A 25660-nucleotide genomic window follows, 5' to 3' on the forward strand; every position below is an offset into this window, starting at 1 on the left:
AAGCTTCATCGAAAAAAACAGGGAAAGAATGGCTGAACTCAGTATCAGGGAAGCAAGCAAGTACCTTTAGCATCATTGAAAAGCGCATGTATGTGTCCTAAATTGGGAGAATTGAATAAATAACATTGAGAGAACGTGAATAGCGTTCTCTTTTGTTTTTCTCAATTTAATCTCAGGAGGTCACAAATGATATCAAAAGAAAAAGAAACACGTGAATTGATTATTTCATTCTTGATGAAACAGACAGGGATAACCCGTCAAGAATCAATAGACAACATTAAAGAACTAGAATCTTTTGGATTGATTGCTTTTAATTCAAAAGGTGATCTTAGATTTAGGGAGGTTTAGATATGGAAAGAATTTCACTTGCACAGGTTAATAACGGAGAAAGATTCTTCCGTGTACCAAAGTTACTTTTTGAGTCTGAACTCTATAAAAAGATGTCTGCTGAATCTAAATTGCTTTATGCCATCCTAAAGGATAGATTTGAGTTATCAGTAAAAAACAACTGGATTGATGCTGATGGAAATATCTATTTCATCTTTACCGTTGAAGAAATTGGAGAGATGTTAGGTTACGGAAAAGATAAGGTTATTAAGCTGAAAAAAGAGTTGAAAAAATATGACCTACTCGAAGAAGTTCGCCAAGGTTTAAACAAACCCAATTTGATTTATCTTGGTTCTTTAAAGGTTGAAAATGAGGCTAAACCCTTGATACCAGCGGAAGTCGGAAATTCCGACTTCCAGAATTCTGAAAATCAGAATTCAAGAACTCTGGAAAACAGAAGTCAAGACTTCGGAATTTCAGAACCTAATGATACTGATTCTAGTGAGCCTGAGTTTAGTGATCCTGATTTTAGTTTAGAGGAGGAAGAAGAGAAAGCCCCTCAAAATCCTGAAGGAAAAAATAGGGGCAACCTTTCTCGAAAAGTTGATAAGGCGACTAAGTACGACCGAGATTATATTTGGAACTTGGTTCATGACCAGTTACTAAAAGAAAACTTCTCACAGGCTACCGCAGATTATGCGATGATACATTTTGATGACCGCTATCAATACGCTTTAGAGAATATGAGGTTTGCCCGCTCGTCTGAAATGGTTGCTGAATACGTATTTAACGGCGTGATGGCTGAATGGAGTCAGAGGATCAGAAAGCAACAAAATAAAGGGGTAAGCTGATGAAAAAGTTAGTAAAGAAAATTGCTCTAAATTTGCTGATTATTACTTGTATTTTTTGCGTATCATACTTTATGCCCAAAATTTTCCTTTCGGATTTTCCTGGTTTCCAGCAATTTATGAGCTTGTGTATGTTAGTAGCTGGCTATGGCCTCTTCTATGCTGATTAATATTTTCTTTGACCCAAGCAAGTCAATAAACTGCTGAAGCACTTTGACAACTGAATACCCCCTCTGCCCTGATACAGCGTGACTATGAGATACAAAATTGGGGGCGGAGTGTAAAGCTAGTCATCTAGCCTCAGTCACAGTGCGCATTTTTCGCGGGTTTGTCGTTTTGACCATAAACGGTGCGCATGAAACACGGATATAACCAAAAGGAGGTTATACAGCATGGGTGTAAATCAACCTGAATTTATTCGAGTAGGAGAGAAAGAATGAATAAATTTGAAGACCTTGCAAATATTGACGTTTGCATCAGAGACTTAAAAAAATTAGGACGTGAAGGTGGTGCTTCTGCTTATCTTGATAGTGGTGAAATACTGAAGTTAAAACCAAAGTATGGCACAGTATCAAGAAAAGCCTATGTCGCAGGAAAGCCTATGTACGTTGAGCTAAAGATTGAATACAAAGACGTTTTTTCCGCAATTCGCACAATAGAACGAAATGGAATTTTGGTTGCGAGAAGATGTCGATTTGGAATGTTCAACGTGCTTAGACTTACAGGGACGGGCTATCACCGCACTAGAAAACGAAGCACAGGAGGAAATTTATGACGGATTGGGAAAATGACAAAGGTTGGAAAGACAGTTTTGAAGACCAACAAAAGAAAATCCAGTCCAACCGTCAACCAACAAAAGATAATAATGAGCCTATACGCTTTAAAATCATTGAGACGATTGCTGTCCTATCAAAGAATGACAAAGGGTGGCAAAAGGAACTAAACATTATTTCATGGAATGATGCCGAGCCAAAATATGATATACGGTCATGGAAAGATGACCATTCACGAGTTGGCAAGGGTGTCACACTTTTTGAGGACGAAATGGTCGTCCTTGCAGATGCAATTAAACATTTACAAATTACAAAAAAGAAAGAGGATTAAATCTTATGGATACAGCAGTTAAAGTTTTTCAAATTGTTCAAGCAGTCGTTGGTATTACAGGACTTGTATGGGTTCTTGCAGGAATTATTGATTTCTTTGGTGGTCGTAACAACAATGACTCTATGCGCCAGGAAAAAGGGGCAAATGCCATGATTAACGGTGGCGCTATCGGTGTTATCGGGGCGGCGGTCTGCCAAGCAATTATTGCAGCGCTTCAAGCTATCAGCTAAATCTGAAAGGAGCTAGAGTGAATGGATAATATCACAAATTCTCTAGCTGAGTATAGTTCAACAGTCAATCAATACGCTGATAAGATTAACGGGGCTTTATTGCCAGTCGCTTCAATCTTGATTTTAACTTTCTTTCTATTTGATATTTTTTCATGGAATAGACGGTTAGGACAAGAGGGCGGTGGCTTAACGGTTCAGCTTTGGATGGAAGTAGCCCTTGGATATGCTATTGCATTTCTATTGGTTTATAACATTTCAGAAATCTTTGATTTTATCGTATTTGTCTTTAACAGGGGGATTGCTCTTGTCGATGGCGTGTTACCGAATAAAACATTTAAGTCTGATATGGATACTTCAGGTATAAGTGGATGGATAGCCAAACAGATTGTCAATATCGTAGGCAACTTTACTGAGCTAATAGCTGATGTATGTGCGAAATTACTTGTCTTTATGAGATTTTTCCAAATGTATCTCTTGAAGGCAGTCGCTCCGCTAATTGTGGCTTTCTTCATGTCTGAACAGACAAAGCCAGTAGCCGTCAACTTCTTAAAACACTTTTCAGCTTACGCCTTACAAGGGTTATTGCTTGTCATTATTGTCAGACTTTACCCAGCTTTGGTAACGGATGACTTATTTAAAGCATCATCAGGAGATTGGGCGACTGCTTTTGCATCTATCGCAAAAAGTATTGTCTATATTGTCGCCTTGTTCGGTAGTCAGCGCTTGGCAAAAACACTTTTAAATGCCATGTAAAAAAGCAATAAATTTGGTAAAATAGTTCTATAAGGAGGTGAGTTCATGTCAGAAAAACGATACTATATCAAGCGAGAAGGAAACCATTTCAAATTGTCTCCTCAATCGCAAGAAGAACTAGTAGAAACCCCTACACCAGTTCAATCAAACGCCCCTAAACGAGTGAAACGCTCCATTTGGTCAATGATTGGCAACTTCTTTAGTCTGATTTTATCAGGTCTGATTATGATTATTGGATTTCTGATTGCAACTCCATTTTTCCTTTTAAGTGTCCTTTGGAATTGGATAATCATGTTTATTGGTCTATCTATTTTTTGGAGTATTGCAGGAGTTATTTACTATGGGACGATTTTAGATTACGAAGTTAATACCAACCTTATATTTAATAATACTTCGATACCAATTCTTTTGATTGTGGCTTTAATTGGTGCTATCATGTCAACGATTGGACGCATGAGAGACTAACAAAATTGAAACTGTTGAACAAACACTTTGCCAGAGCAAGGTGTTTTTATTGTAGCTAGAAAGAGGTTGTATGAACAAATTAGGAAGTGAGTTCCTCAAGCAGTTTGACAACTATGAAAGACCCGTCGCCTTTGGGATGACCAAACGTCTTTTAGTCATGTTGCTTGGGATTGGGATAGTGGTGTCACTCACTATCACCATTTCCATAATGGGACTATCAGATATTTTTATGTACCTTGTGGCGCTCCTCATTGCCCCTCCCTTTATCATTTACGGGCTAGGCTTTGATGAAGCAGTCAAAGACAAGGTCATGTTTAATCTAAAAGTTCAGAAGCGAGCTTTTATTACAGAATTTGAGGAAGGAGAGGAGTTCACAAAAGATGATTTTAAATCTTGGAAGAAAGTCAAAGAAGTTGACGAAGGCTGAAAAGGAACGTAAGGCACGCTTAAAACGCTCCTTGAAGGCTTCAACACAAAATACCATTAAATACAATAGCCTATTTGAAAATGGGCTGATGCACATTGCCAAAAACGAATGGTCAAGAACCTATCGCTTGGGTGATGTCGCCTATCTATCCGCTAATCAGGAAGAAAAGATTGACGTGATTGATACACACGCTGAAGCGCTCAATTCACTTGATGCAGGCTCTACTTATCAGCTCCTGGTTATCAATCGGAGAGTCGAAGACAACGCTGTTGAGCAAATTAAGTATGATGAGATTGGTGACGGCTTTGATAATTTCCGTAAGGAATACAATGAAATGATTGAAAGTCGTTTTTCAAGTGACTCAAAGAATTTCAAGGTTGAAAAATATGTGACCTTGAAGACAGAAGCCTATAATCGAGGGCAAGCGGATGCCAACTTAAGCGAGCTAGGCAACTCACTTGAAAATCAATACTCTCAAATGGATATTACCTTTGAAGAAATGGACGGGAAAGAACGTCTTGACGTGTTTGCGGAGTTGCTCCTGGGCAAACACAAACTCCCTTATAACTTCAGGGATATTGCTCTTTCAGAATTACATACAAAAGATTTTATCGCCCCTAACAGGCTTCATTTCTTGGAAAATCGTTTCCGTATCAATGAAGGGGTCGCAAAAGTCATGTATGCTAGAAACTTTCCAACTTTCTTAACAGACCGACTGATTAAGAGTTTAACGGATATAGGCGTTGAGTTGGCTATCACGATTCATGCTGAGCCTTATGAGCCATCTAGCTTTATGCGTAAGATTAACAATGCGGATACAACTATCAAAGCTGAAATGGTCAAGGCTCAACGGTCAGGCGCTCAAGAAGGGGTTGACCAGGATCTGGCTGTCTCAGGTCGAGCACGTGAAATTTCTGAGTCAACGAAACGATGGAAAGAAGAGATTGATGACAATGACCAAAAAGCCTTTTCAGGTTTGATTGCTCTTTACTTCAAGGCTGAGGATGAGGAGGAGCTGGCAAGTATCACAGATAAAGTCTTGACCGCTTCACGTAAGGTTGGCGTTGATTTTCAAGAGTGTTACTATTACCAGGAAGAAGGACTCAATACCATCCTTCCTATTGGTCACACCTTCTTAAATGTGAAACGTCGCTTTATACGTGATATGACAACAGCTAACTTGGCTACACAAGTTCCTTTTATGAACGTTGACCTGAAGTCAGATAGTGAGAGGGCGCTCTATTACGGTCAAAATCAACTATCTAACAATGTGATTACGGTTGACCGTAAAGCAGACCTGAACACTGGTTCGGGCGTAGTTCTTGGCTCTTCAGGTTCAGGAAAGTCTGTTACTGTAAAAACCATGGAAATCATACCAACTTATCTGAAGAACCCTGAAGACCGTATCATCATTGTTGACCCTGAAGATGAATATTCCGATATTGGACGTGAGTTCGGGGCGCAGTTGGTTGATATTTATATCGGTTCTAAGTCACACCTAAACTTGATGGACTTGCCTGATTCGAGTCAACTGAAGGATGAAGATGATGACCCTATCGGGGATAAGTCAAACCTTCTCATGGGGCTCTTTGAGTCTATTCTTGATGAAGTCGGTGACGTGCAATATACCATTATTGACCGTGTGACACGTGAAACATATGCAAGATTCGCTAATGTAGATAGAACGCCAACGCTTGCAGATTGGCACGATGTTTTGCTTGAACAAGAAGAACCTGAAGCCCAGGAATTGGCGCTCAAGTCTGAAATCTATGCCAAAGGGTCACAAAGTATCTTTGCACACGAGACCAACGTTGATATTACAAACCGCTTTGTGGTCTTCAACTTGAAACGCTTGTCAGGAAAACTCAAGCCGTTTGCGATGATGGTTATTCAGGACTACATTTGGAATCAAGTTGTCGCTTCCCAAGGGAAACTCACTACTCGCATTTATTTTGACGAGGTACAGCTCTTCTTCAAAGAAGAAGCCCAGGCTATCTTCTTTACAGAGTTGTATTCACGGGTTCGTAAATATGGGGCGATTGCCACAGCCATCACACAAAATATTGAAACTCTGATGAACAAAGAAGAAGGGCGCAAGTTGGTATCTAATAGTGAGTTCATGATTCTCTTGAAACACAAGAAATCAGACTTATTGGCTCTTTCTAAAGCCATTTCTTTAACTCCAACTTTAGTAAGATACATTGAAAAACCAAAAGCAAAAGGAACGGGCTTGATTGTCGCAGGTCAAGTGGTTGTACCTTTTGAAAATCCTATCCCAAGACACACAAGACTCTATGAGCTTGTCACTACAGATGCTTAGGAGGTGTTACGTTGTCGAGAAAAACAAGACGTGATCTCCGTGATGCCAAACGTGAGTACAAGGAAGCCAAGTCTGACCTCAAGACAACGAAAAACAGCTATAAACAAGCTGAAAAGAGAGAAGCTCGGCTCTTAAACCCCAAGACAGATGCTGAAAAGCGTTACCTGGGGCAGAAACAAAAGGCAAGACGGACGGTCGCTAGTAAAGAGATTGAAACGCTCAAAGAGCGTAAGAAGACCGCTAAAGCAAAGAAACGCCAAGCCATTCAGCGTAACGGTGGGACAAAGGCTCAAAAGCTGGGGCGAGTTACTCATCACCAGGCTTCTCATTTTGTGGATTCAGCTTTTCAGGATAATGATGTGCTTGAAGATATTGCTTCAGCACGTCAGACTATCCGTAGAACACACGCTGAAGTAAGACAAGCTAAGAAGCTAGGCAATTATACCGTCAAGATTGGTAAAGGGGCAACTAGGGTCGTATATGGTGCAGGAAATCGCACCTATAACCTTGTCCGTGGTCGTAGTTTTACCAGGACTCCTGTTGCCAATCGATGGGAAACGAAAGTTACTAATAAATACCAACGTTTACGGGCAAAATTAAGAACTTCAAAGGCAGGTAAGACCGCTAGTGCTACTAAAAAAGTAGCTGTAAAAGTTGGGAAGCCTATCTTGACAGTTCTTAAAAATCCCTTATCAGCTAAAGCCTACTTGATTATGTTTTTAGGAGTTCTGATTATTGCCCTGTTAGGAGTCGTGACAGGTGGAGGAACTTCAACTGTAGCACAAAACGAGTTTGATCTTACAGAAGCTTGGACTCATATTTCAAAAATTGATAGAGAAAAATCAACAGATAAAGTTGATTATTGGACAAATATTGATGAAATAATGATGTTCATGGGTTACAAATATGAAGATTACAAGCTAGATTCACCCTATAATACGGATAAGAAGTGGTGGGAATTAAATCATTCTTACAGGGAGCTTCTTTCCGATACTTGGGAAGAATTAAATAAAGATAAAGACAATTTAAAAACAATGTCTGATATCTATACTTCGTCTGAAAATAAATATCTAAGATTGAGTGAATCCGAGTTGAAAGAGTATAACGAAGTCTTAGAACAGGCAAAACAAGTAGGCTATTATGTAACCTACAACGATTTGTCAAACCCCTTTAATGCTGAAGCAAATGATGAAAAATTAGATCCAATACGGATTGATAAAAGGTTTGGCTATGTTTCAAAAACAGAGATATATAATGGTTCTGTTTTGCAAGCGAATCAAGGGTCAAAACTTTATGCTGTAATGGATGGTACAATTTCTATAAAAGAGCAAGATGTGATTATATCATCAGAAACGGCAGAGTTTACTTATAAGAATGTGACTCGTGTTCGTGTTAATGATGGTGATAAGATTAAAGTCGGGAATGAAATTGGTGAGGTAAGTGATGTAGGAGGGCAAGAAGTTTACTATAGAAAACTCAAAAACAAGAAAAAGAAAGAATGGGTTTGGGTAAATGTTGGTTTCTATCTTCCAAAAGTTGAATACAATCAGACTACTTCAGTAATTTCAGATATGAACCTAGACGGTGATATTGGTAAAAAAATAAATGATATATACAACTTCTTCAAAAAACAAGATAGTAGCGTAACCTTAAATGGTATCTCAGCAATTTTAGGAAACTTTTGGACAGAATCATCAATAACAGCAAAACGTGCTGAAGGAGATTATCTGAATCCTCCCGTGGGAGCTTCAGCTAGCTCTTGGGATGATCCTAACTGGTTGAATATGGGGAATGCTGAAGTGTATCAAGGGAAATATCCAAATATTATCCATAGAGGGATTGGACTTGGACAATGGACTGATACCCGTGATGGTTCGATTAGACATACAATGTTATTGAACTATGCTAAGGAAAAAGGAAAAAAATGGTATGATCTTGAACTTCAACTTGATTTCATGCTAAATGGTGATTCTCCTTACTACATTGAACATTTAAAGAATATCCTTCATTCAAACGATGATGTAGATTATTTAACTAATAAATTCCTGGTTAATTGGGAAGGGAACGAAGGAGATAAAGTAAAAGAACGGCAACATAATGCTCAACAAGTTTTATCGTATCTCAAAAATCCTAGAGGTCACACTAAAGGAGGAAGTTCCGTTTTAGAAAGTTCATGGGGTTTTCCTTCAGAGTATTCATCTAAAATATCTAGCTATCCTTCATCAGCGACTGTATCAGCTAGTCTTGATGGTAATACTTACCCTATTGGTCAATGTACCTGGTACGTGTATAATCGGTTAGTAGAAGCAGGAGCTCCTCATTATAATTGGTTAGGAGATGGACAGAACTGGGTTAGAGGATTGACTGCTAGAGGATGGAAATATAGTTCAACTCCCGTAGCAGGAGCTGTTATGTCAATTCAAGGAGGTTTTTGGAATACTCCAGAAGAGAATGGGCATGTATCTTACGTTGAACATGTAAATGAAGATGGTAGCTTCCTAGTTTCTGAATGTAATATTCAAGGAGTTCAAAATAGAATACATTGGACTCTTTGGACAAATCAAAGTTATTTAACATTTGCAATTCCGCCAAAATAGAAGAAAGAATGGAGAATTATGATAGATTCATCTAAATTAAAAGTAATAAAATTTATTGGTTATATATTATTGATTATCCTTGCCGTATTTATTGGAGTAGGTATAGGACAAACAGTAGCAGATCACAATCAAAAAAAGGAAAGTGCTGAAAGTAAACAGACAGCAACAAAGGAGGGGCTTAATCAGGAAGAGGTAAAAGAATTTTTAGTGAACTATTATACCAAAAAAGATCTTGGAGAGAATAGGAATCGCTATAAAGAGTATATGACTGATGGTCTATATAAACAAACAGTAGCTAAAGAAGAAGAACCTGTGAGCCAAACCTATAAAGGATTTGTTGTAGATTTTCAGTTTAAATCAGCAGAAATTTATATCAATCAAGACAAATTACAAGTTATAGCGCAAGTAAATTATGTAAATACTTTACTAGATGAAAAGAAAAACTATAACACTGCTCAAAAAAATGTTTTGAACAAAAAGACATTGAGAATGAGTTATACTAATGAAAACGGTAAAATGAAAGTAAATAAGATGGAATCCATTATTTTAACTGATCAGACAGGTGACTATGGAATTTTGGATAGTACAAAACCATCTGAAGGTTCTACAACAGATTCATCAACAAAACCAACGACAACACCTAGCACCTCAAATTCAAATTAAAGGAGAAAAATATGGCACCAAAAAAGACACAAACACAATCATTGAAGGGCAAACTTGAAAAATTTAATGCTGAGTTAGAAAAAATTCAAGAACAGAAAAGAGCCTTGAATCAAAAGGAAAAAGAGTATGAAGCGAAAATTAATGCACTTCAAGCAGAATATATCATTGCGTTAATGGCTGAGTCAGGTAAGTCTTTTGATGAATTTGAAAATTTTGCATTTAATAATTCTAACCAGGTAAATTCTTCTGAAGAGGTCGGTGAGGGTCATGTTCAGAATTATTAATCTACAAACAAATCAGCAGGAAACCTGTCAAAATAGGGATGAATTACTATCTCTTATTAATGATAGGTCGGTTTGGGCAGAAGATAGAGGAGAAACTATAACTATTCAAATAGACCAATTGGGAGAAGAGGGGATAATTTTAGACAGTCTATCTTTATCTCTCCCTCTTGAATCAATTGTGGAAGAAGCGCTCTCAGGGTTTGGTTTTAAAAGAGAAAAAAAATCATTTGGATTTTTAAAATCAAATAAGCATAAAAAAGAAAAGCGTACCTCTGTTAAAAAAGATAAAAAGTTAGAATCTCTTAAAAGCGTAGAACAATCTCAAAATAACCTGGTTGAAGATAAAAAAGAGACAGAAAAATTGATTACTAAATCAGTCTCAGATAAGCCAATAAAAACTAAAAAATTAAGGTTTGGTTCGCTTGTTCTTACAATAATTATCTGTTTAATTACAATAGCATCTATTGCTTCATTATCTCTTGTTCAAGTTCAATCTAAGAAAATTAATGAGCTTGAAAATCGGATACAGCTTGAAGAGAAACAAGGGAAAATTGAAGTTTTTGGTAGATTTTTTATCGCAAATTTCTATACTGGAAAAAGTGAAAATATTGTAGATTTTTTAAGCAGTGAAATGAAGACTGAAGGTCTTGAACTCAAAAAAGGAGTTCAAGCACAATCAACAATTTACGAATCACTAACCGAATCACAAGATATTATTCAAGTTACATTTGTAATCACTACAACAGAAGACTCGAATAATATTAAAACGATTAGAATGACTCTTCCTTTACGTGAAGAGGAAAAATCAATGTATGGCTATGTAATCGTAGGTAAACCTATTATTACAGGTTTTGCAGAATAACAAACATTAAAATAAATATTAAAACAAATATTAAAATAAACATTAAAATAAATATTAAAGAGGAAGAAAACATGAAAAAATGGGCTAAAATCATCACACTATCATCTATTGTCGTACTTGCTTCAGCGAGCGCTCAAATGGTTTATGCAGATACAAACGCTTCACAAAATGAAACTGCTATTACTGCTGTATCACCAAATACTGGAACTACAACAGCTCCATCAAATGCTACAACTGTTCCTGTTGTAGCGCCAAACGCTGGAACTACAACAATTCCATCAAGTGATACAACTGTTCCTGCTGTAGCGCCAAACGCTGGAACTACAACAATTCCATCAAGTGATACAACTGTTCCTGCTGTAGCGCCAAACACTGGAACTACAACAATTCCATCAAGTGATACAACTGTTCCTGCTGTATCACCAAATACTGGAACTACAACAGCTCCATCAAGTGATACAACTGTACCTTCTGTACCAACTTCACCTTCAGAACAACCTTCTGTTGTAGCTCCAACTGATCCTGGAACAACTGTAGCAACTGGTTCAAGCTCAGCAGCTTCATCAAGTAGCAGCTCTTCAACAACTACAACTACAGCAACTACACCGACTTCTGAAGATAAGAACAAAAAAGACAATGCTACGTCAGATAATAAGGTTAGTGTTTCAACTATTGATGGGGGAACAACTACCTTAATTCCTGATGTTAAAGTTCCAACAAATAACCCTGGTGTATCTGCTCAAACAGCTGTAGAAGCAGGTGCTTCTCAGGTAGGGACAACTTCGCAAGTAACAGGTCAAGTTGTTCAAGAAGTGTCTCCTAGCGCACCAGTACAGACAGAAACAGGTGCTTCAATTGTAAGCACTCAGAACGGCAACGTTGTCCTCTCAGATGGCTCTGTAGTAGCGCCTGAGGTAGTTGGGGGAACAGTTAATGAAGATAAGACTATCTCTGTTACTGACAAAGATGGGAAGCTCAAAACCCTTCCAAATACTGGTCTTAAAGAAAGTATATTACTAACATTAGCAGGTTTTGGATTATTGGCTATCGTCATTAGTTTTTTCCTAAAGAAACGTTCAAATTAAGGAATAAGATAAAAGCACTCTTTTGAGTGCTTTTTTTTAGAAAGGAGGATAAAAATGGATCAGGAGAGAATAGGAATGAAAGTAGCCGATATATATAAATTAACAGGCGAAATGCTTCTAAAATCAATGTATTATGCACTTGAAGAATCGTATCACAAATTTAATCACTATCTTGAAAACAAGACATATACGGATAAAACCAACTGGAATCAGTTTATGGCAACAAAGGAAACAAAACATTTTGAAACGTTTCTGAACTCTGAACTGAACTCTGAACGTCTTGAAGAATATTTAAAGGGGTATGAAGTTGGCTTCTCTATAAAAGATAATGGTAACGGTACAAGTACAATAGCAATTGATGCAAAGAACGTGCAAGCCTTAGAAGCAAGTTTCAAAGGGGTCATCAATGATTTAACCGAACCTGAAAAGGCAGAAAAACTTACTAAAAATCTTATCAAAACACCAAAGACCATGACTTTAAAGGAAAAATTGACTTACTACAAGAAAAAGGTTACCGCAGAAATCAAAACTAAAGATAAGGTTAAAACACCAACGCCTAAGAAGGCTATTGCGAAAGATGAAAAGGGGTTATAGATGGTTACAGAACAGAAAAAACGTCGCTTTCTCCCTTATTTGATTGTGGGTCTTATCCTTTGCTATGTAGTGCATTGGTTGGTCAAGCTTTATGACATAGCACCTGCAACTGAAGGAGTTACCTTTATAGATAATGCCCGTTTGGATTGGATGATGGAGAATTGGACAAGTAAGTCTTTTATTGACTTTCACTTCACTCAAGCTAGTCTATATGGTGGCGGTTTAGCTCTCTTTGTTGTCTTGATGTTTTACTTTCGAGTTGGCGACAAAGGGCGCTACCGCTACGGGGAGGAATACGGGTCGGCACGGTACGCCACGAACAAGGAAATAGCTTCTTTTCGGGATACAGAGCCTGAAAATGATATGATTTTCAGTCAAAATGCTCGAATGGGACTTTTCAATAAACGCCTTCCTTTCAACCGTCAATTAAACAAGAACACGCTGACAGTCGGTTTACCAGCGGACGGGAAAACTTTCACCTTTGTGAAACCTAACCTGATGCAAATGAATAGTTCGTTTGTTATCACTGACCCGAAAGGTCTTCTTGTCCGTGAGACAGGAAAAATGCTTGAAGACAACGGCTACAAAATCAAAGTCTTTGACCTGGTCAATCTGACCAACTCTAATCAGTTCAACGTCTTTCACTATATGCACGATGAGCTAGATATTGATAGAGTTGCTGAAGCGATTATCGCAGGGACAAAACGGTCAGATAACACAGGTGAGGATTTTTGGAATCAGGCTGAAATGCTTTTGATGAGGGCGTTGATTGGGTATCTCTACTTTGACGGGAAAGTCCTGAAGAAGTATGAGCCAAATATCGCTCAGGTTGCAGACCTTTTAAGAAATATCAAGCGTGAGGATGAAGATACTCCAAGCGTGGTTGAAAGACTGTTTGAAGAACTCGAAAAGGAATTACAAGGTAACTATGCTAATAGGCAGTGGGAATTGTTTAATAGCAATTTTGAAGGCAAAACAATGACGTCTGTATTATCTATTGCTTCTTCACGTTTTGCCGTCTTTGACCATGATGCAGTTAGAAACCTGACCGCCCGTGACTCAATGGAAATGGAAAAATGGCAGACTGAAAAAACAGCCGTCTTTATCGCTATTCCTGAAACAGATAAATCTTTCAACTTTATTGCAACGACTATGTTTACCATGATGTTTAGGCAGCTACCAAAGACAGCAGATGAAATCATTCAGGGAAACCATCCAACGTGCAAACCTGAAGACTTGTTCCATATCAGACTTATCTTAGATGAGTTTGCCAACTTTGGACGTTTCCCAAACTTCACGGAAACACTCTCTTCAGTTCGCTCCCGTGAGATTTCAATTGCTATCATCATTCAAGCCATCAGTCAATTGAAGGCACTCTATAAAGATCAATGGGAGACTATATTCAATAACTGTGCTACCCTGGTTTACTTGGGGACGAATGATAAGGAAACAATGAACTATTTCTCAATGCGAAGCGGTAAGCAGACTATCAATGTTAAGAATCAGTCGCAAACAAGAGGAGCGCAAGGGTCAAGCAGTCAGTCTATTCAGACCATTCAGCGTGACCTTCTCACACCTGATGAGGTGGCTCGTATTGGGGTTGATGAAGCCTTAATCTTTATCTCTAAACAAAATGTCTTCAGAGATAAGAAAACTAACGTTCTTCAGCATCCACGTGCTAAAGAACTGGCGAATAGTCCAAGTGATACGAACTGGTATCGTTATACCCGTTCCATGTCTGATATGGATGACTGGGATGCCAACGTCAACCATGATAGGGTGATAGAAACAACTAGCGCAAAGGTGCTAGAAGTAAAATTACCATTTGAGGAAGTGGCTTAACCAAAAGAAAACCTGTTAGAATTACCTACCAGGTTTCTTTTGTATTTTGAGGAAAAGGAGGAAAACATGACACAAACAACTAATATGAGGGGGATAGGTTACTTTGATACCCTCTTTTCAGTCGTTGAGATGCCAACGATGGCGGAAGCACTCAAACAGTTTGCACTTGAGCATCAAGTGACTGGAAAGAGCAACCAGGGGGAGGTCTTAAATGACTTTGTCAGCATCTTGATTAAGACGTTAGACGTTGAAGATTTTCAAGCAGTCTCTACACAGCTTTTTAGCTACCCTAAACGGTATAGAGGAGTGCTTGAAGTTGAGGGGATTGAACCTTCTAAGGAAAAGCTGATTTACTTAAAAGCTAATATTGATAGCTTGCTTCAGGAAGAAATAGAGGTAAGGAGCAGGATAGATGGCGAGTATTGAAGAACTTAAAGCCCTGTCAATCCTAGAAGTGGCAGAAAGCCTGGGCATGAGTTTACAGCGAACAGGAAGCTATACTTACGCTTGGGAAGAACATGACTCTTTCACTATCAATGTTAGGGAAAACTATTTCAATTGGTTTGCCCGTAGCAATGGCGGTGATGTGATTAAAATGGTTCAAGTCGTTCAGGAAGAATTGACAGGGGAGAAGCTTTCTTTTAAGCAAGCAAAACACTTCTTGGAAGAAGGTAGTTTTGACGTGGTCGATGTGACCAACGTTCCTGAAAAAGAACCCTTCAGATATTACCTTGAGCCTTATGAAACTAAGTTTATAGAAGCCAGGGAATTTCTGAAGGAAGTCAGGGGCTTGTCTGATGAGACGATCGATTTTTTCAGAGAAAAAAACGTCTTATCACAAGCCACTAAAAAGACAGGGGACTACTATGAACCTGTCATTGTTTTCAAGAGTTTAGATAACCAAGGAGAGGTTATAGGTGCTTCTCTTCAAGGTATTAAGGAAAATCATGACCTTTACGAGAGAGGGCGCTTAAAACAGATTATGAGGGCTTCTGATGGTATGACGGGAATGCACGTTGATATTGGAACACCTAAACGATTAGTCTTTGCGGAAGCTCCTATTGATTTAATGAGCTATTATGAACTTCATAAGGATAGCCTTCAAGATGTCCGTCTAGTTGCGATGGATGGCTTAAAAGAATCAACGGTGAGCCGTCACGTGGCAGAACTCTTGTCTGAAGTTGGTGAACTTGATGATGAGGTTGACCAGGAGAAAAAATCGTCCTTCCTCGCTAAAACAGCTAAATTAAGCACTTTTTTTAAGGATGGAAAGCACAAGGACTTAATTACCCTTGCAGTTGATAATGATGAAGCAGGTCACACCTTTATTGAACGGTTGACCAATGAAGAAATTGGATTGACTCCAGATCTCCCCCCGAGATTGGAAAGTCAGGACAAGATGGATTGGAATGACTACCTGAAGGAAAGCAAAGAAAAAGCCCTTGACCGAAGTCAAGAGCCACTTAATAACATTGGGGGCGAACTAATCAATCGCAATTCCGGTTATTTAGAAGGCGAACCTTCAAGGACAGCACCACAGCCTGAAGAGTCAAAGACTCAACCTGATTTTCCTGCCAATGTTCAATTATATTTTAACATTGATAGGTCAAAAGAGTCAAGTGTTGGGCTTAGAAATGGCTATCATTATGCGACTGATAAAGATTTGAGGTATCTCAATCGTTACGCTGAAGAATTTCAAAAATCGGCTGACTGGTATCTTAATGAGTTGGCTGATAGTAAGGTCACGTATTTTTACCAGGATAAAGAAGACGTTCAGATGCTTCAGGTGGATTTTGAAAAAAGGCATTGGATGCACTTGACGGGGATTGCTCCTGTTTATCATGAGTGGGCTGAAAATTTATCAGAGCAATTCATTGAAGACGTAGCTTCAGGAAAAGGCGATTTTGCAAATTTAACAGTTGGGGTTGGCTTTAGAGATAAGGCAAAATTACTCCCTATGCTCCCTGAAATCTTTGAGTCAGATTCTTTTGTCTTTGATGATTTATCTTCCGTTGAGAAGATGGGGCGGTTAGATGTTTCAAGTGCTATTCGTTCAGACGATAAAGATATTCTTTTAGCTTTTCGGACGGATGATAACTCAACCTTCCCTGCAACATTGCTGAAGCCTAGCCGAACGCTCAACATTGAACTGGATACTTTAAATCAAGAAAAAACGATATTAGGGGTCTTTGTTGAGAAAGACGACAGCATCAAAACAATGTCAATCAATCCTGAATTTGTTAAAGATAATGGACAAGTAATGCTTGATATATTGCGACAAAATAGAGATTTTGAACCCTTTAAAGATGAACCAAATTTACAAAATGGAGGTCTAGCTATGGCAGACAATAATGAACCAAATTTGAGAAATCGCTTTGAGCAAATTCTCAGAGAAGATGAAGAGAAAAAACAAGCTGAAGCACGAAAAGAAGAGCTTGAACGTGATTCAGATGGTGATGGTATTCCTGATGAAGTTGAAAAAGCTCAAGGGACAAGTCCTTTTAATGCTGACACAGACGGTGACGGAAAGTCAGACCAGGAAGAGGTCAGTTATGGGTCAAACCCTATTGACAGCAATCATCCAAATAATCAAAATCAACCTTCACCTGAACCACAAAAAAGCGTTGCTGAACTGATTCAGGCAAAAGACAGTAAGGGGCTTTCTCAACTTTTGAAGGATGGCGTTAAAGACTATTTTCAGTCTGACACTTACAAACAATACTTGACCACAATGAGTAAATTTCACAATTACTCACCGAGAAATATTCAGTTGATTTTAATGCAAAACCCTGAAGCTTCTCACGTGGCATCCTTCAAAAAGTGGAAGGATGAATTTGAGAGAAGTGTCAATAAGGGAGAAAAGTCATTACGGATTTTTGCCCCTATAACTCTAAAAAGACGAGACCCTAAAACTAATGAACCACTCTTAGATGAGAATGGAAATGAACAAACATTCATGTCTTTCAAACTTGTCCCAGTCTTTGATGTCTCACAGACAAATGGAAAAGAATTACCCAAACCAGTCTATGAACTTGAGGGGACTTATGAAGATTATGGCAATCTTTACAAGTCAGCTAAAGAGGTATCTGAAGCTAATGGTGTTCCCCTTTCATTTAGCAAAGACACCAAAGGCTCTAACGGATTTTATTCCGTAAACAACAATGAAATTGTGATTAAGCAAGGGATGTCTGAGCAACAAACACTAAAAACAATCTTTCATGAAATGGCACATTCTGATCTACACAACATGGAGAAATTACAAGAAACTCCTCTTAAAAGAAGTACTGCAGAATTACAAGCTGAGTCAGTTGCTTTTGTGGTAGCTAGTCATTATGGGCTAGATACAAGTGAGTACAGTTTTGGCTATTTGGCAACATGGACAGATGACCCTAACGGACTATCTGACTTAGAAGGTCAAATTAAAATTGTACAAAAAGAAGCAGATAGTTTGATTTCAAGAATTGATAAAACCCTTGAAAAGTATCAAACTAAAGAACTGACCAAGGATCCCTTTCAAGAAAAACTTGACCGCTTGAAAAACCAATCTAAAGAAAAAGCGGTTGACCCTAAAGAGAAAGAGCAGGCGAAAGATGCTCCAAAAAAAGAGCAGAAGAGCGACAACGAGATGAACCTGTAGAAGACCTTGTCGCTCAATTATCCGCAGGCTTTATGAGTCGCAGAAAACAAACGGAGGACTAAAACATGAATGACACTATTGAAACAACATTACTTCTCAACTTGTTCTATTTAGAGAATGGAACGTACACAAGAAATGAAAGCTTTATTGAAGCCAAGCGCAGAAAAGCCATCGCCCTTTTAGATGAAGATGCGGACGAACTCAAAAGCATTGACCCTGACTTAGCTGAAGAATATCAAGAAACAATTTCCTATCTTGACTCTCTTTCAGATGAAGACTACCAGTCCTTAAAAGAGGAGTTGCTTCAACAAGTTGAAGTCAACTAAGGTCTGAAAGACGACTAAGGGGATTGGGGATTTTCCCCAAAACTTTGAAAGATTTACCGACCCCAAATTGGCAGAATTGCCAGTATTTGGGGTTGGAAAAATCTTTTAAATTTCGCAAGGTGGTACCACCTTGCTATGCTTGCCAGTTTGAAAAGTATAGAGGGCTACGGCACAGATGTCAAGTAAATTGAAAGAGGAAGAAAATGAGTGACGAAAAGAAATTATACCGACAAATTCAAAAAAAGATGCGAGTGACACCTCAAGAAAACGATCTTATTAAGCAGAGGATGGCGCATCATAATTTTTCAAATTTCAACACCTACGCCCGTTATATGCTTTTGACAGGCGAGGTTGTCACGGTTGATTATTCGGAGCTGATAAAATTAAGAACGGAGATAAATCGTATTGGTACAAATATCAATCAGCTTGCAAAGTACGTCAATACAACTGAAGAAATTACACTTGAAAACTTTCAAAATTTGCAGGCTTCACTTGCAGAAGTTAAGCGGTTGATGGATGACAGTTTTGATAAAGAAGTGGCTATGATTGAAAAAATGATGAGAGACAGAAGGGAGTAAATTGACTTGGTTGTTACAAAAGTTAAGCAGATAAAATCGGTCAACAAGTTAGCTGATGGTATCAAGTATATTGAAGATGGTGCTAAGACTATTGGAACAGAATTGATTGATTCTGATTTGAACTTTCCTGTGAAGGTTGTAGATGGTAAGATAGTCTCTCAGCTAGTTTCAGGAAATTTGGTGATTGATGTTGAGTCTGCTTATTCAGAATTTATGATGTTGAAGCAACTTGCCAATTTGGAAAAAGGAAGACCAATCAATAATGAAGAGTTGGTCAAAAATGATGTTTTGGCACACCATATCATTCAGTCCTTTTCCCCTGAAGACAATTTGACACCTGAGCAAGTACATGAGATAGGACGGAAGACAGCTCTTGAGTTGACAGGTGGCAGTCATCAATTTGTCATTGCCACTCACATGGATAAGGGGCATCTTCATAATCACATTTATATCAATTCCACTAACTCGGTCACACTCAATAAATTCAGATGGCAAAAAGGAACAAAGAAAGCCCTTGAACAAATTTCTGACAAGTATGCAGACCTGGCAGGTGCAAAAATTCTTGACCGTCAAAATCAATTCGGTCACAAAGAATATTCAGCTTACCAAAAAGAAAATGTTTTCAAGTTAGAAATTAAATCACGGCTTGAGTTTCTCCTGAAGCATTCAACCAACCTTTCAGATTTTCAAGAAAAGGCAAAGGCGTTAAATCTTGCAGTTGATTTTACTGGGAAATATGCCAAGTATAAATTATTGGATAAAGACCAAAAACGAAATACCCGTGACAGCACTTTATCTAAAAAGGGACGCTACTCTTTAGAACAGATTGAGGAGCGCCTGGCTAAAAATGAAATCGTCTATCCGTTGGAAAGTATCAAGAGTGAGTATGACAAATTACAAGCTGAAAAGGCAGAAGATTTTGAAATACGGGTCAAGATTGAACCGTGGCAGGTCGAGCATGAGACGGACACAGGTATCTATCTTCAAATGCAATACGGTATTGCCAACAAAGGTACAGTCAAAATTCCTAGTCGCCTTGTTGATAGACAAGAGGATGGAAGTTTTGATATTTTTATCAAGAAGTCAGATTTTTTCTATTTCATCAATCCTGACAATTCAGCAAGCAATAAATTCATGAAAGGGTCAACGCTTATCAATCAACTTGCCTACGAAAGCGGAGAATATATCTTAACCAAGAACCCTAACATTTCTAAGTTGGATTTGTTGGTCAAAGAATATAATTACCTGGTTAGTCACGGGGTATCCGATTCAGACCAATTCCATGAGTTACATGACCGCTTCCTGGGACAGATTGAAGAAACACAAGAGTCACTTGATAGTTTGGATGAGAAGATTGAGCGACTCAATAAAATTGCTTCAGCGCTTGAAGATATTCACGCAGACAATCCGATTGATGCCAAAGTAGCTTATCAAATTTTGGAAGAATTGAATATTTCACCTTCAGTCAATCCAAAAGAAATTGAAAAGCAGGTGGTCGAGGTTTCCATCGAGCGGAAAGCACTTAAGGAAAAATTTGAAAGCATCGTTAAAGACTTTACTCAGTATGAAAAATTAGAACGTAACGCTGAAGTAAGACGTCAAGATGTTAAAAGTCATTATGAAACAAGTATGGATGAAATTTAATTTTGAGACTAATTTTTATTGAAATTTGAAACTAAAAATAGTATAATGATTCTGCTAATATAGACCTTAGCGGATGATTACTCTTGTGCTAAAGTGTGTATTAGTATGTAGTGTTTTAGGGATAAACTTGGACATATCGCTTCTTTGTGATTTAATTCAAACCTATATTGCTATTTCTAGCTTGAAAAGAGGTATATCTATGAAGTTGTCTATTTCAAACTTGGTGGTTAATGGTGCTGTTGGAGTGACCATTGAATTGTTTATCCTAATTACAGAAAGTACCAAATAGCGCCTAGAGGGTTCGAATCCCTCACACTCCATAAAAACCACTTTACTACAAGCGGTCAATAGGCTATAGCCTATTGACCGCTTGCCGTTTTCTTGATTTTAAAGGGATGAGGAGGCGGACAATAGGGTTAGGCAAAATAGAAAGGGGAAATATGACAAAAATTGGGTATGCAAGGGTCAGCACGACTGACCAAAACTTGGATAGGCAACTGGATCAACTGAAGCACGTTGACAGGCTCTTTCAGGAAGCGGTCAGCGGTGTCAGCAAAGACCGCCCACAGTTGAAAGCCATGCTTGACTATATCCGTGAAGGGGATATAGTCGTTGTGACAGAGCTAGAACGACTTGGAAGAAATAACCAGGAGCTAACTGAAGTCATGAATCAGATACAAACTAAAGGGGCTACCTTGGAAGTGTTAAACCTTCCAACCCTTCGAGGGATTGAAGATGATAACTTGAGACGGCTTCTAAACAACTTAATTTTAGAGCTATACAAGTACCAGGCACAAGCTGAAAGGGAACGAATCAAGGAACGTCAAGCCCAAGGGATAGCTATTGCAAAAACTCAGGGCAAATACCAGGGCAGAAAGGCACTCTTTACTGAAGACGATAGCAGACTAAAACACGCCTTCGAGCTTTACCTTTCAGGAATGTCTGATAAAGACGTGGCAGGCTTAACAGGCATAAACGAGCGAACGTTTAGGCGCTACCGTGAAAAATATCAGATAAAAAGATAGTGATTTATATCATGATTTTAATAGTGATAAAAATATTTATTAAAATCATGATTTTTATATTGATTTTTATCATGATGTATATTATAATAGAAGTATAGAAAAAGGGAGGAGAAAAGAAATAAATGAAATTACTCAGCTTTGTTGCCATCAAGGGTGGAGTCGGAAAAACAACTTTAGCCCTTCTAACAGGTCAGTATTTAGCTAGTCAAGGTCATAGAGTTTTATTTATTGATCTAGACCATCAAAGCAACCTAACACACTTTTATGACGTTTACGAGGATTCAGGAACAGTTGCTAATGTCTTTACTGGTTCAGGAGACGTGACCATTTTATCGGTTGCGCCTAACATTGATTTAATTGCAGGTTCTATGAGACTAGATGAAGCTGAAAGAAGACTTGAAACCAATCCTAATCAGAATATGTTTCTGTATGACTGGCTAGGTGAAAACCTGGAAGCAAAGAACCTGGCACAATACGACTATGTGATTTTAGATTGCAGACCTGACTTCGGGATTGCTACAAGAAATGCTATCGCTGTTAGTCATGCTCTTTTCAGTCCCATTACGCCAAGCGATTTTGCTTTTGAAGCGAAACAAAATCTTGAAGTCCGTCTTGACGAGTACAGAAAAACAGAAATTGTCCGTCCAAGCCGTGAGTCTCTAATTACTGCTAAACTCTACTTTTTGCCTAACATGATAAAGCATAATACGGCAAAATCGAAAGAGTTGTTATCTGTCCTTGAAAATGATGACAATGTTGTTGGTCAAATTCCTCAAAAGGAATTGTTTAACCGAGCATCAAAAGACAATACTGTTATTGACATCATGGCTGACCAAACATCACGAAACGAACACAAGGCTTTCTTTTCAGCTTTGGAAGAAACACTGATCCAAATTCAGACCGTGTCGGATAACTCCTAATATCAATCAATATAAAAACCATGATTTTAATAAATATTTTTATCACTATTAAAATCATGATATAAATAGCTATTTAAAAAGAGGTATGCAATGGCTTTTGAAATCAAAAAGGACAAAATTAGTAAAGCGTTAGGCGAGACAATACCGTCAGTCCCTAAGGCAAAATCACAAGGGCGAAGAGCAGGTCGCCCATCAGGGAAGACCAAACATCCTTATCAGTTCACCTTGAAGCCCCAAAATCGAGAAAAGCTAGATAGGATTGCGGAGCAAGCAGGATATAGCGGAGCATCAACTTTCCTTGATAATTGGATTGAGAGTTATGAAGAAGAATAATCGTCAATATTTTTATCACTATTAAAATCATGATAAAAATCACTATAATATTATTTACGCAGGTGACCTATGCAACCAACCTATGAAATTGATAACCCCAACCTTTCCTATCAGACTAAACTTGACTTATGGCAGACTGGCTTTGGTCTTCAGCAAGTAGACGGTCTTGAGCCATCACGCTATATGGTTGAATTGGCTAAAGAGCAGATTGAAGGTAAGATTGAGTATCAACAAATTTATGACCAAATTACCAAATACCATGAAGAGACCGATGATAGCACGAAAGAAGCTGATATTGTCTCTTTAAGGATTGTAGAGCTGTTATCAAGCAACGCCTTCAAGTTTGCCCCAACCACTCTAAAATCAATCCATAAAGAGCTATTCTTTGGCGTTCTAAGCCAAGGTATCCCTTTAGGAGAATATCGCCATTATAACATCACTAAAAAAGAGCCGATTTTAGAGGGAGATAGCGTTATCTATGATCATTATCAAACTATCTCGGCTAGCTTAACCTATGATTTTGACCAGGAGTCACAATTTGACTATCGAGGGAAGACACCTGAAGAAATGGTCAAGCACTTGAAAAAGTTTGTATCGGGAATTTGGCAAATCCATCCGTTTGGAGAGGGCAACACCCGAACTGTTACGGTCTTCATGATTAAGTACCTACGTTCACTAGGCTTTGAAGTTGATAATAGCCCGTTCAAAGAGAATGCACGTTACTTCAGGGATGCCCTGGTTTTGGACAATGCAAAATTGCTGAAGAAAAATCCTGAATACCTGGATAGATTTTTTGAAAATCTATTGTTAGGTGGTCAACATGAGCTATCTCTGAAGAAAATGTATCAAGAGGTTTTGCCAACTGCATCCGCTCCAAAGAACCAAAAAGACCAAGGTTTATCACTTTAGATATTGATTTTAATCACTATTAAAATCATGATATAAACCACTATTAAAATCACTATAGAAATATAGACCTTTCCGTTTGGAGAGGTCTTTTTTCTTTTCTTGTTTTTGGGGTATAATAGGCGGTAGCGATGATTGAGGTGACAAAAATGGATATAACCGTGTTAGACGAAAGAGAATTTTCAAGGCAGTTGAAACAAAATAATCAACGGGCTTTTCTGAAGATGATTGAAAACTATGAAAAATTCATTGCCCCTATTATGCGAGCGCAGGGGTACAAAAGAATCAATCAAAAAGAGCGGACAGTTATTTTTTCTTTTGGAGAAATGACCTTTTCACGTAGCAGATGGAAGAAAGATGACACCATCCGAATCCCTGTTGATGAAAAGCTAGGACTAGAACCAAGGTCGAGGTTTTCTCAGGAGCTACTTTACCAGGTGACCAAGCTTGCTAATTTTATGCCCTATCGTAAAGTTGTATCGGTGATGGAAATGTTAAAGGAAATCTATATCACCAAGAATACAGTTCAGCACGCTTTAGACATGGCAGGTGAACTACTAGCTGAAAAAGAGGAGTACGACTCTTTATCAGCTTCAGACTGGTCTGAAGATAACCAGGACAAAGTGAGAGCAAAGAAAGTCTATATTGAAGGTGATGGGGTTTGGGTCAAACAGGCAATGCCTGACAGGAAAAAGAAGTCTATTGAGTTAAGTCATTTTGTCGTCCATACTGGAAGCAAGAAGGGGAAGAGGAATATCTTAAAAGACAAGATAGAAGTTATCTCTACACGCTGTCATAAAGCCAAAGATAGACTAATGGATTTGTTGACTAGGCATTTTGAAATTACTCCCGAAACGGTCATTGTGACTAATTCTGATGGTGGTAAAGGCTATTCTCCTACGGACTTTAAGGACTTAGTTAGTGCTTTTAAGCCTAAAGAGCATTTGCACTTTTGGGATGCTTTTCACGTGAATCAATCCCTGAAAAAGAATTTACGTACTTTTCCTTTAGAGCTGACCAAACAAGCCTTTAAAGCGGTCAAGAGCCGAGATAAGGGTTTACTAGAAACGGTACTTGATACGGCTGAATCTTTGATTAAATCAGACAAAAAATTAGAGTCTTTTCAACGCTTCAAAAGACAACTTCTGAAAAACTTTAAATATACTGATCATCCTGAGAGCTTTGGACTCAGTAGCAAGGGTATTGGTATCATGGAATCTCAGCATCGCAAAGTGACGTATCGAATGAAAAATAGAGGTATGTATTGGAGTGAGAAAGGCGCTGACACTATGAGCCAAACCATTCTTTTAAACCATACAGGAGAATTGAGAGACCTATTTTTCGGAGAGTGGAGGAAATCCTACCAAACAATAAAAGACCAGGAAAAAGATTATCCTGGTCACTTTCAACATACTCAAAAATCAGATTATACACTACCACAGAACAATCGCTCAAACCGAAAACCGAAGTATTGGGGAGCTCTTACCGATGAAAGGGATTGAAAATCATAAGAAACCATGATTTGTCAAGCCTTTTAGAAAAAAAAGTTTGGGAAAATGCTTGCATTTTCCTCCCAAAGTGGTATAATAGACTTATAAAAAACACGAACAAAAGGCGCTGAGTGCTACTAACACTCAAACGCCCACCGATTAAACAACCGTTACTTGTTCAATCAGTTTAAATCTATTGTATCATCAAAAGAACAATAAATCAAGACTGGGACAGGAAAAAGTTGAAAGTTTCGGTCTTTTATTTACGTTCTATTGGTGATTTTTCATTTTCTCCCAAAAACAGACACACTCAAAGCGCATTCATTACTTGAAAATTAACCGTGGTTTATGCTATAATAGACTGTATTTAAAAAATTTTAAGGAGAAATGACAGAATGTC

Annotated in this window: 26 protein-coding genes and 1 pseudogene; all 27 read left to right on the forward strand. The window is 38.2% G+C overall.

Features of this window, described 5'->3' with window-relative positions; all coding sequences use genetic code 11:
* Positions 1-70 (forward strand): annotated as a pseudogene (locus tag GMD3S_RS10840) (DNA alkylation repair protein); the annotation flags it as partial.
* Between the two features lie 116 nt (positions 71-186).
* Positions 187-348 carry a hypothetical protein gene (locus GMD3S_RS10985; protein WP_000623739.1) on the forward strand — a complete coding sequence of 54 codons (162 nt, stop codon included), beginning with the start codon at positions 187-189 and terminating at the stop codon, positions 346-348.
* Between the two features lie 2 nt (positions 349-350).
* On the forward strand, positions 351-1178 hold the full coding sequence (locus GMD3S_RS0209765; RefSeq protein ID WP_000439727.1) for a replication initiator protein A: 828 nt from the start codon (positions 351-353) through the stop codon (positions 1176-1178).
* Between the two features lie 433 nt (positions 1179-1611).
* Positions 1612-1950, forward strand: coding sequence for a hypothetical protein (locus tag GMD3S_RS0209775; protein ID WP_001031739.1), 339 nt, complete (start codon positions 1612-1614; stop codon positions 1948-1950).
* A gap of 98 nt (positions 1951-2048) precedes the next feature.
* The gene (locus tag GMD3S_RS0209780) at positions 2049-2279 is read left to right on the forward strand and encodes a PC4/YdbC family ssDNA-binding protein (protein WP_029709290.1); all 231 of its coding nucleotides are present in this window, start codon (positions 2049-2051) and stop codon (positions 2277-2279) included.
* A gap of 5 nt (positions 2280-2284) precedes the next feature.
* Positions 2285-2509, forward strand: a complete 225-nt coding sequence (locus tag GMD3S_RS0209785) for a hypothetical protein (RefSeq protein ID WP_000379145.1) — start codon at positions 2285-2287, stop codon at positions 2507-2509.
* Positions 2510-2530: 21 nt separating this feature from the next.
* On the forward strand, positions 2531-3262 hold the full coding sequence (locus tag GMD3S_RS0209790) for a type IV secretion system protein (protein WP_000368851.1): 732 nt from the start codon (positions 2531-2533) through the stop codon (positions 3260-3262).
* A 45-nt stretch (positions 3263-3307) separates the two neighbouring features.
* Positions 3308-3727 (forward strand): hypothetical protein, encoded by a 420-nt coding sequence (locus tag GMD3S_RS10530; protein WP_001291572.1) that lies wholly within the window; start codon positions 3308-3310, stop codon positions 3725-3727.
* Between the two features lie 70 nt (positions 3728-3797).
* On the forward strand, positions 3798-4154 hold the full coding sequence (locus tag GMD3S_RS11075) for a hypothetical protein (protein ID WP_001037297.1): 357 nt from the start codon (positions 3798-3800) through the stop codon (positions 4152-4154).
* A complete protein-coding gene (locus GMD3S_RS0209805; RefSeq protein WP_000602695.1) occupies positions 4108-6474 on the forward strand; it encodes a VirB4-like conjugal transfer ATPase, CD1110 family in 2367 nt (788 codons plus the stop codon). Before GMD3S_RS11075 ends, GMD3S_RS0209805 begins: the two co-directional genes overlap by 47 nt.
* An 11-nt stretch (positions 6475-6485) precedes the next feature.
* Positions 6486-9071 (forward strand): phage tail tip lysozyme, encoded by a 2586-nt coding sequence (locus GMD3S_RS0209810; RefSeq protein WP_000088416.1) that lies wholly within the window; start codon positions 6486-6488, stop codon positions 9069-9071.
* A gap of 18 nt (positions 9072-9089) precedes the next feature.
* Positions 9090-9734: a hypothetical protein gene (locus GMD3S_RS0209815; protein ID WP_000567329.1), complete on the forward strand. Its 645-nt coding sequence runs from the start codon at positions 9090-9092 to the stop codon at positions 9732-9734.
* A gap of 11 nt (positions 9735-9745) precedes the next feature.
* Positions 9746-10018 carry a hypothetical protein gene (locus tag GMD3S_RS0209820; RefSeq protein WP_000035316.1) on the forward strand — a complete coding sequence of 91 codons (273 nt, stop codon included), beginning with the start codon at positions 9746-9748 and terminating at the stop codon, positions 10016-10018.
* On the forward strand, positions 10002-10880 hold the full coding sequence (locus tag GMD3S_RS0209825; RefSeq protein WP_000488421.1) for a hypothetical protein: 879 nt from the start codon (positions 10002-10004) through the stop codon (positions 10878-10880). The genes GMD3S_RS0209820 and GMD3S_RS0209825 overlap by 17 nt, the downstream gene beginning before the upstream one ends.
* Before the next feature lie 71 nt (positions 10881-10951).
* The gene (locus GMD3S_RS0209830; protein ID WP_000758650.1) at positions 10952-11965 is read left to right on the forward strand and encodes an LPXTG cell wall anchor domain-containing protein; all 1014 of its coding nucleotides are present in this window, start codon (positions 10952-10954) and stop codon (positions 11963-11965) included.
* Positions 11966-12019: 54 nt separating this feature from the next.
* Positions 12020-12559 carry a hypothetical protein gene (locus GMD3S_RS0209835; protein ID WP_000371899.1) on the forward strand — a complete coding sequence of 180 codons (540 nt, stop codon included), beginning with the start codon at positions 12020-12022 and terminating at the stop codon, positions 12557-12559.
* Positions 12560-14401, forward strand: a complete 1842-nt coding sequence (locus tag GMD3S_RS0209840; RefSeq protein ID WP_000255736.1) for a VirD4-like conjugal transfer protein, CD1115 family — start codon at positions 12560-12562, stop codon at positions 14399-14401.
* A 66-nt stretch (positions 14402-14467) separates the two neighbouring features.
* The gene (locus tag GMD3S_RS0209845; RefSeq protein WP_000195209.1) at positions 14468-14827 is read left to right on the forward strand and encodes a hypothetical protein; all 360 of its coding nucleotides are present in this window, start codon (positions 14468-14470) and stop codon (positions 14825-14827) included.
* Positions 14814-18038, forward strand: a complete 3225-nt coding sequence (locus GMD3S_RS0209850) for a PBECR4 domain-containing protein (protein ID WP_000146487.1) — start codon at positions 14814-14816, stop codon at positions 18036-18038. The genes GMD3S_RS0209845 and GMD3S_RS0209850 overlap by 14 nt, the downstream gene beginning before the upstream one ends.
* Before the next feature lie 65 nt (positions 18039-18103).
* On the forward strand, positions 18104-18364 hold the full coding sequence (locus GMD3S_RS0209855) for a hypothetical protein (protein ID WP_001000164.1): 261 nt from the start codon (positions 18104-18106) through the stop codon (positions 18362-18364).
* 203 nt (positions 18365-18567) lie between these two features.
* Positions 18568-18942 (forward strand): plasmid mobilization protein, encoded by a 375-nt coding sequence (locus GMD3S_RS0209860; protein WP_001278769.1) that lies wholly within the window; start codon positions 18568-18570, stop codon positions 18940-18942.
* Positions 18943-18948: 6 nt separating this feature from the next.
* Complete coding sequence (locus GMD3S_RS0209865) at positions 18949-20586, forward strand: helical hairpin domain-containing protein (RefSeq protein ID WP_000261840.1); 1638 nt, start codon at positions 18949-18951, stop codon at positions 20584-20586.
* A 440-nt stretch (positions 20587-21026) separates the two neighbouring features.
* On the forward strand, positions 21027-21611 hold the full coding sequence (locus GMD3S_RS0209875) for a recombinase family protein (RefSeq protein WP_000161250.1): 585 nt from the start codon (positions 21027-21029) through the stop codon (positions 21609-21611).
* A 122-nt stretch (positions 21612-21733) separates the two neighbouring features.
* Positions 21734-22531, forward strand: a complete 798-nt coding sequence (locus tag GMD3S_RS0209880; RefSeq protein ID WP_000771877.1) for a ParA family protein — start codon at positions 21734-21736, stop codon at positions 22529-22531.
* Between the two features lie 90 nt (positions 22532-22621).
* Entirely contained in the window at positions 22622-22864 is a 243-nt protein-coding gene (locus GMD3S_RS0209885; protein ID WP_000863487.1) for a hypothetical protein, read from the forward strand.
* Between the two features lie 69 nt (positions 22865-22933).
* Entirely contained in the window at positions 22934-23773 is an 840-nt protein-coding gene (locus GMD3S_RS0209890; protein ID WP_001183258.1) for a Fic family protein, read from the forward strand.
* Between the two features lie 146 nt (positions 23774-23919).
* Positions 23920-25272, forward strand: coding sequence for an ISLre2 family transposase (locus tag GMD3S_RS0209895; RefSeq protein ID WP_000355715.1), 1353 nt, complete (start codon positions 23920-23922; stop codon positions 25270-25272).
* The last annotated feature ends 388 nt before the right edge of the window (positions 25273-25660 follow it).

This window comes from Streptococcus sp. GMD3S (assembly GCF_000298695.2).
Classification (GTDB): domain Bacteria; phylum Bacillota; class Bacilli; order Lactobacillales; family Streptococcaceae; genus Streptococcus.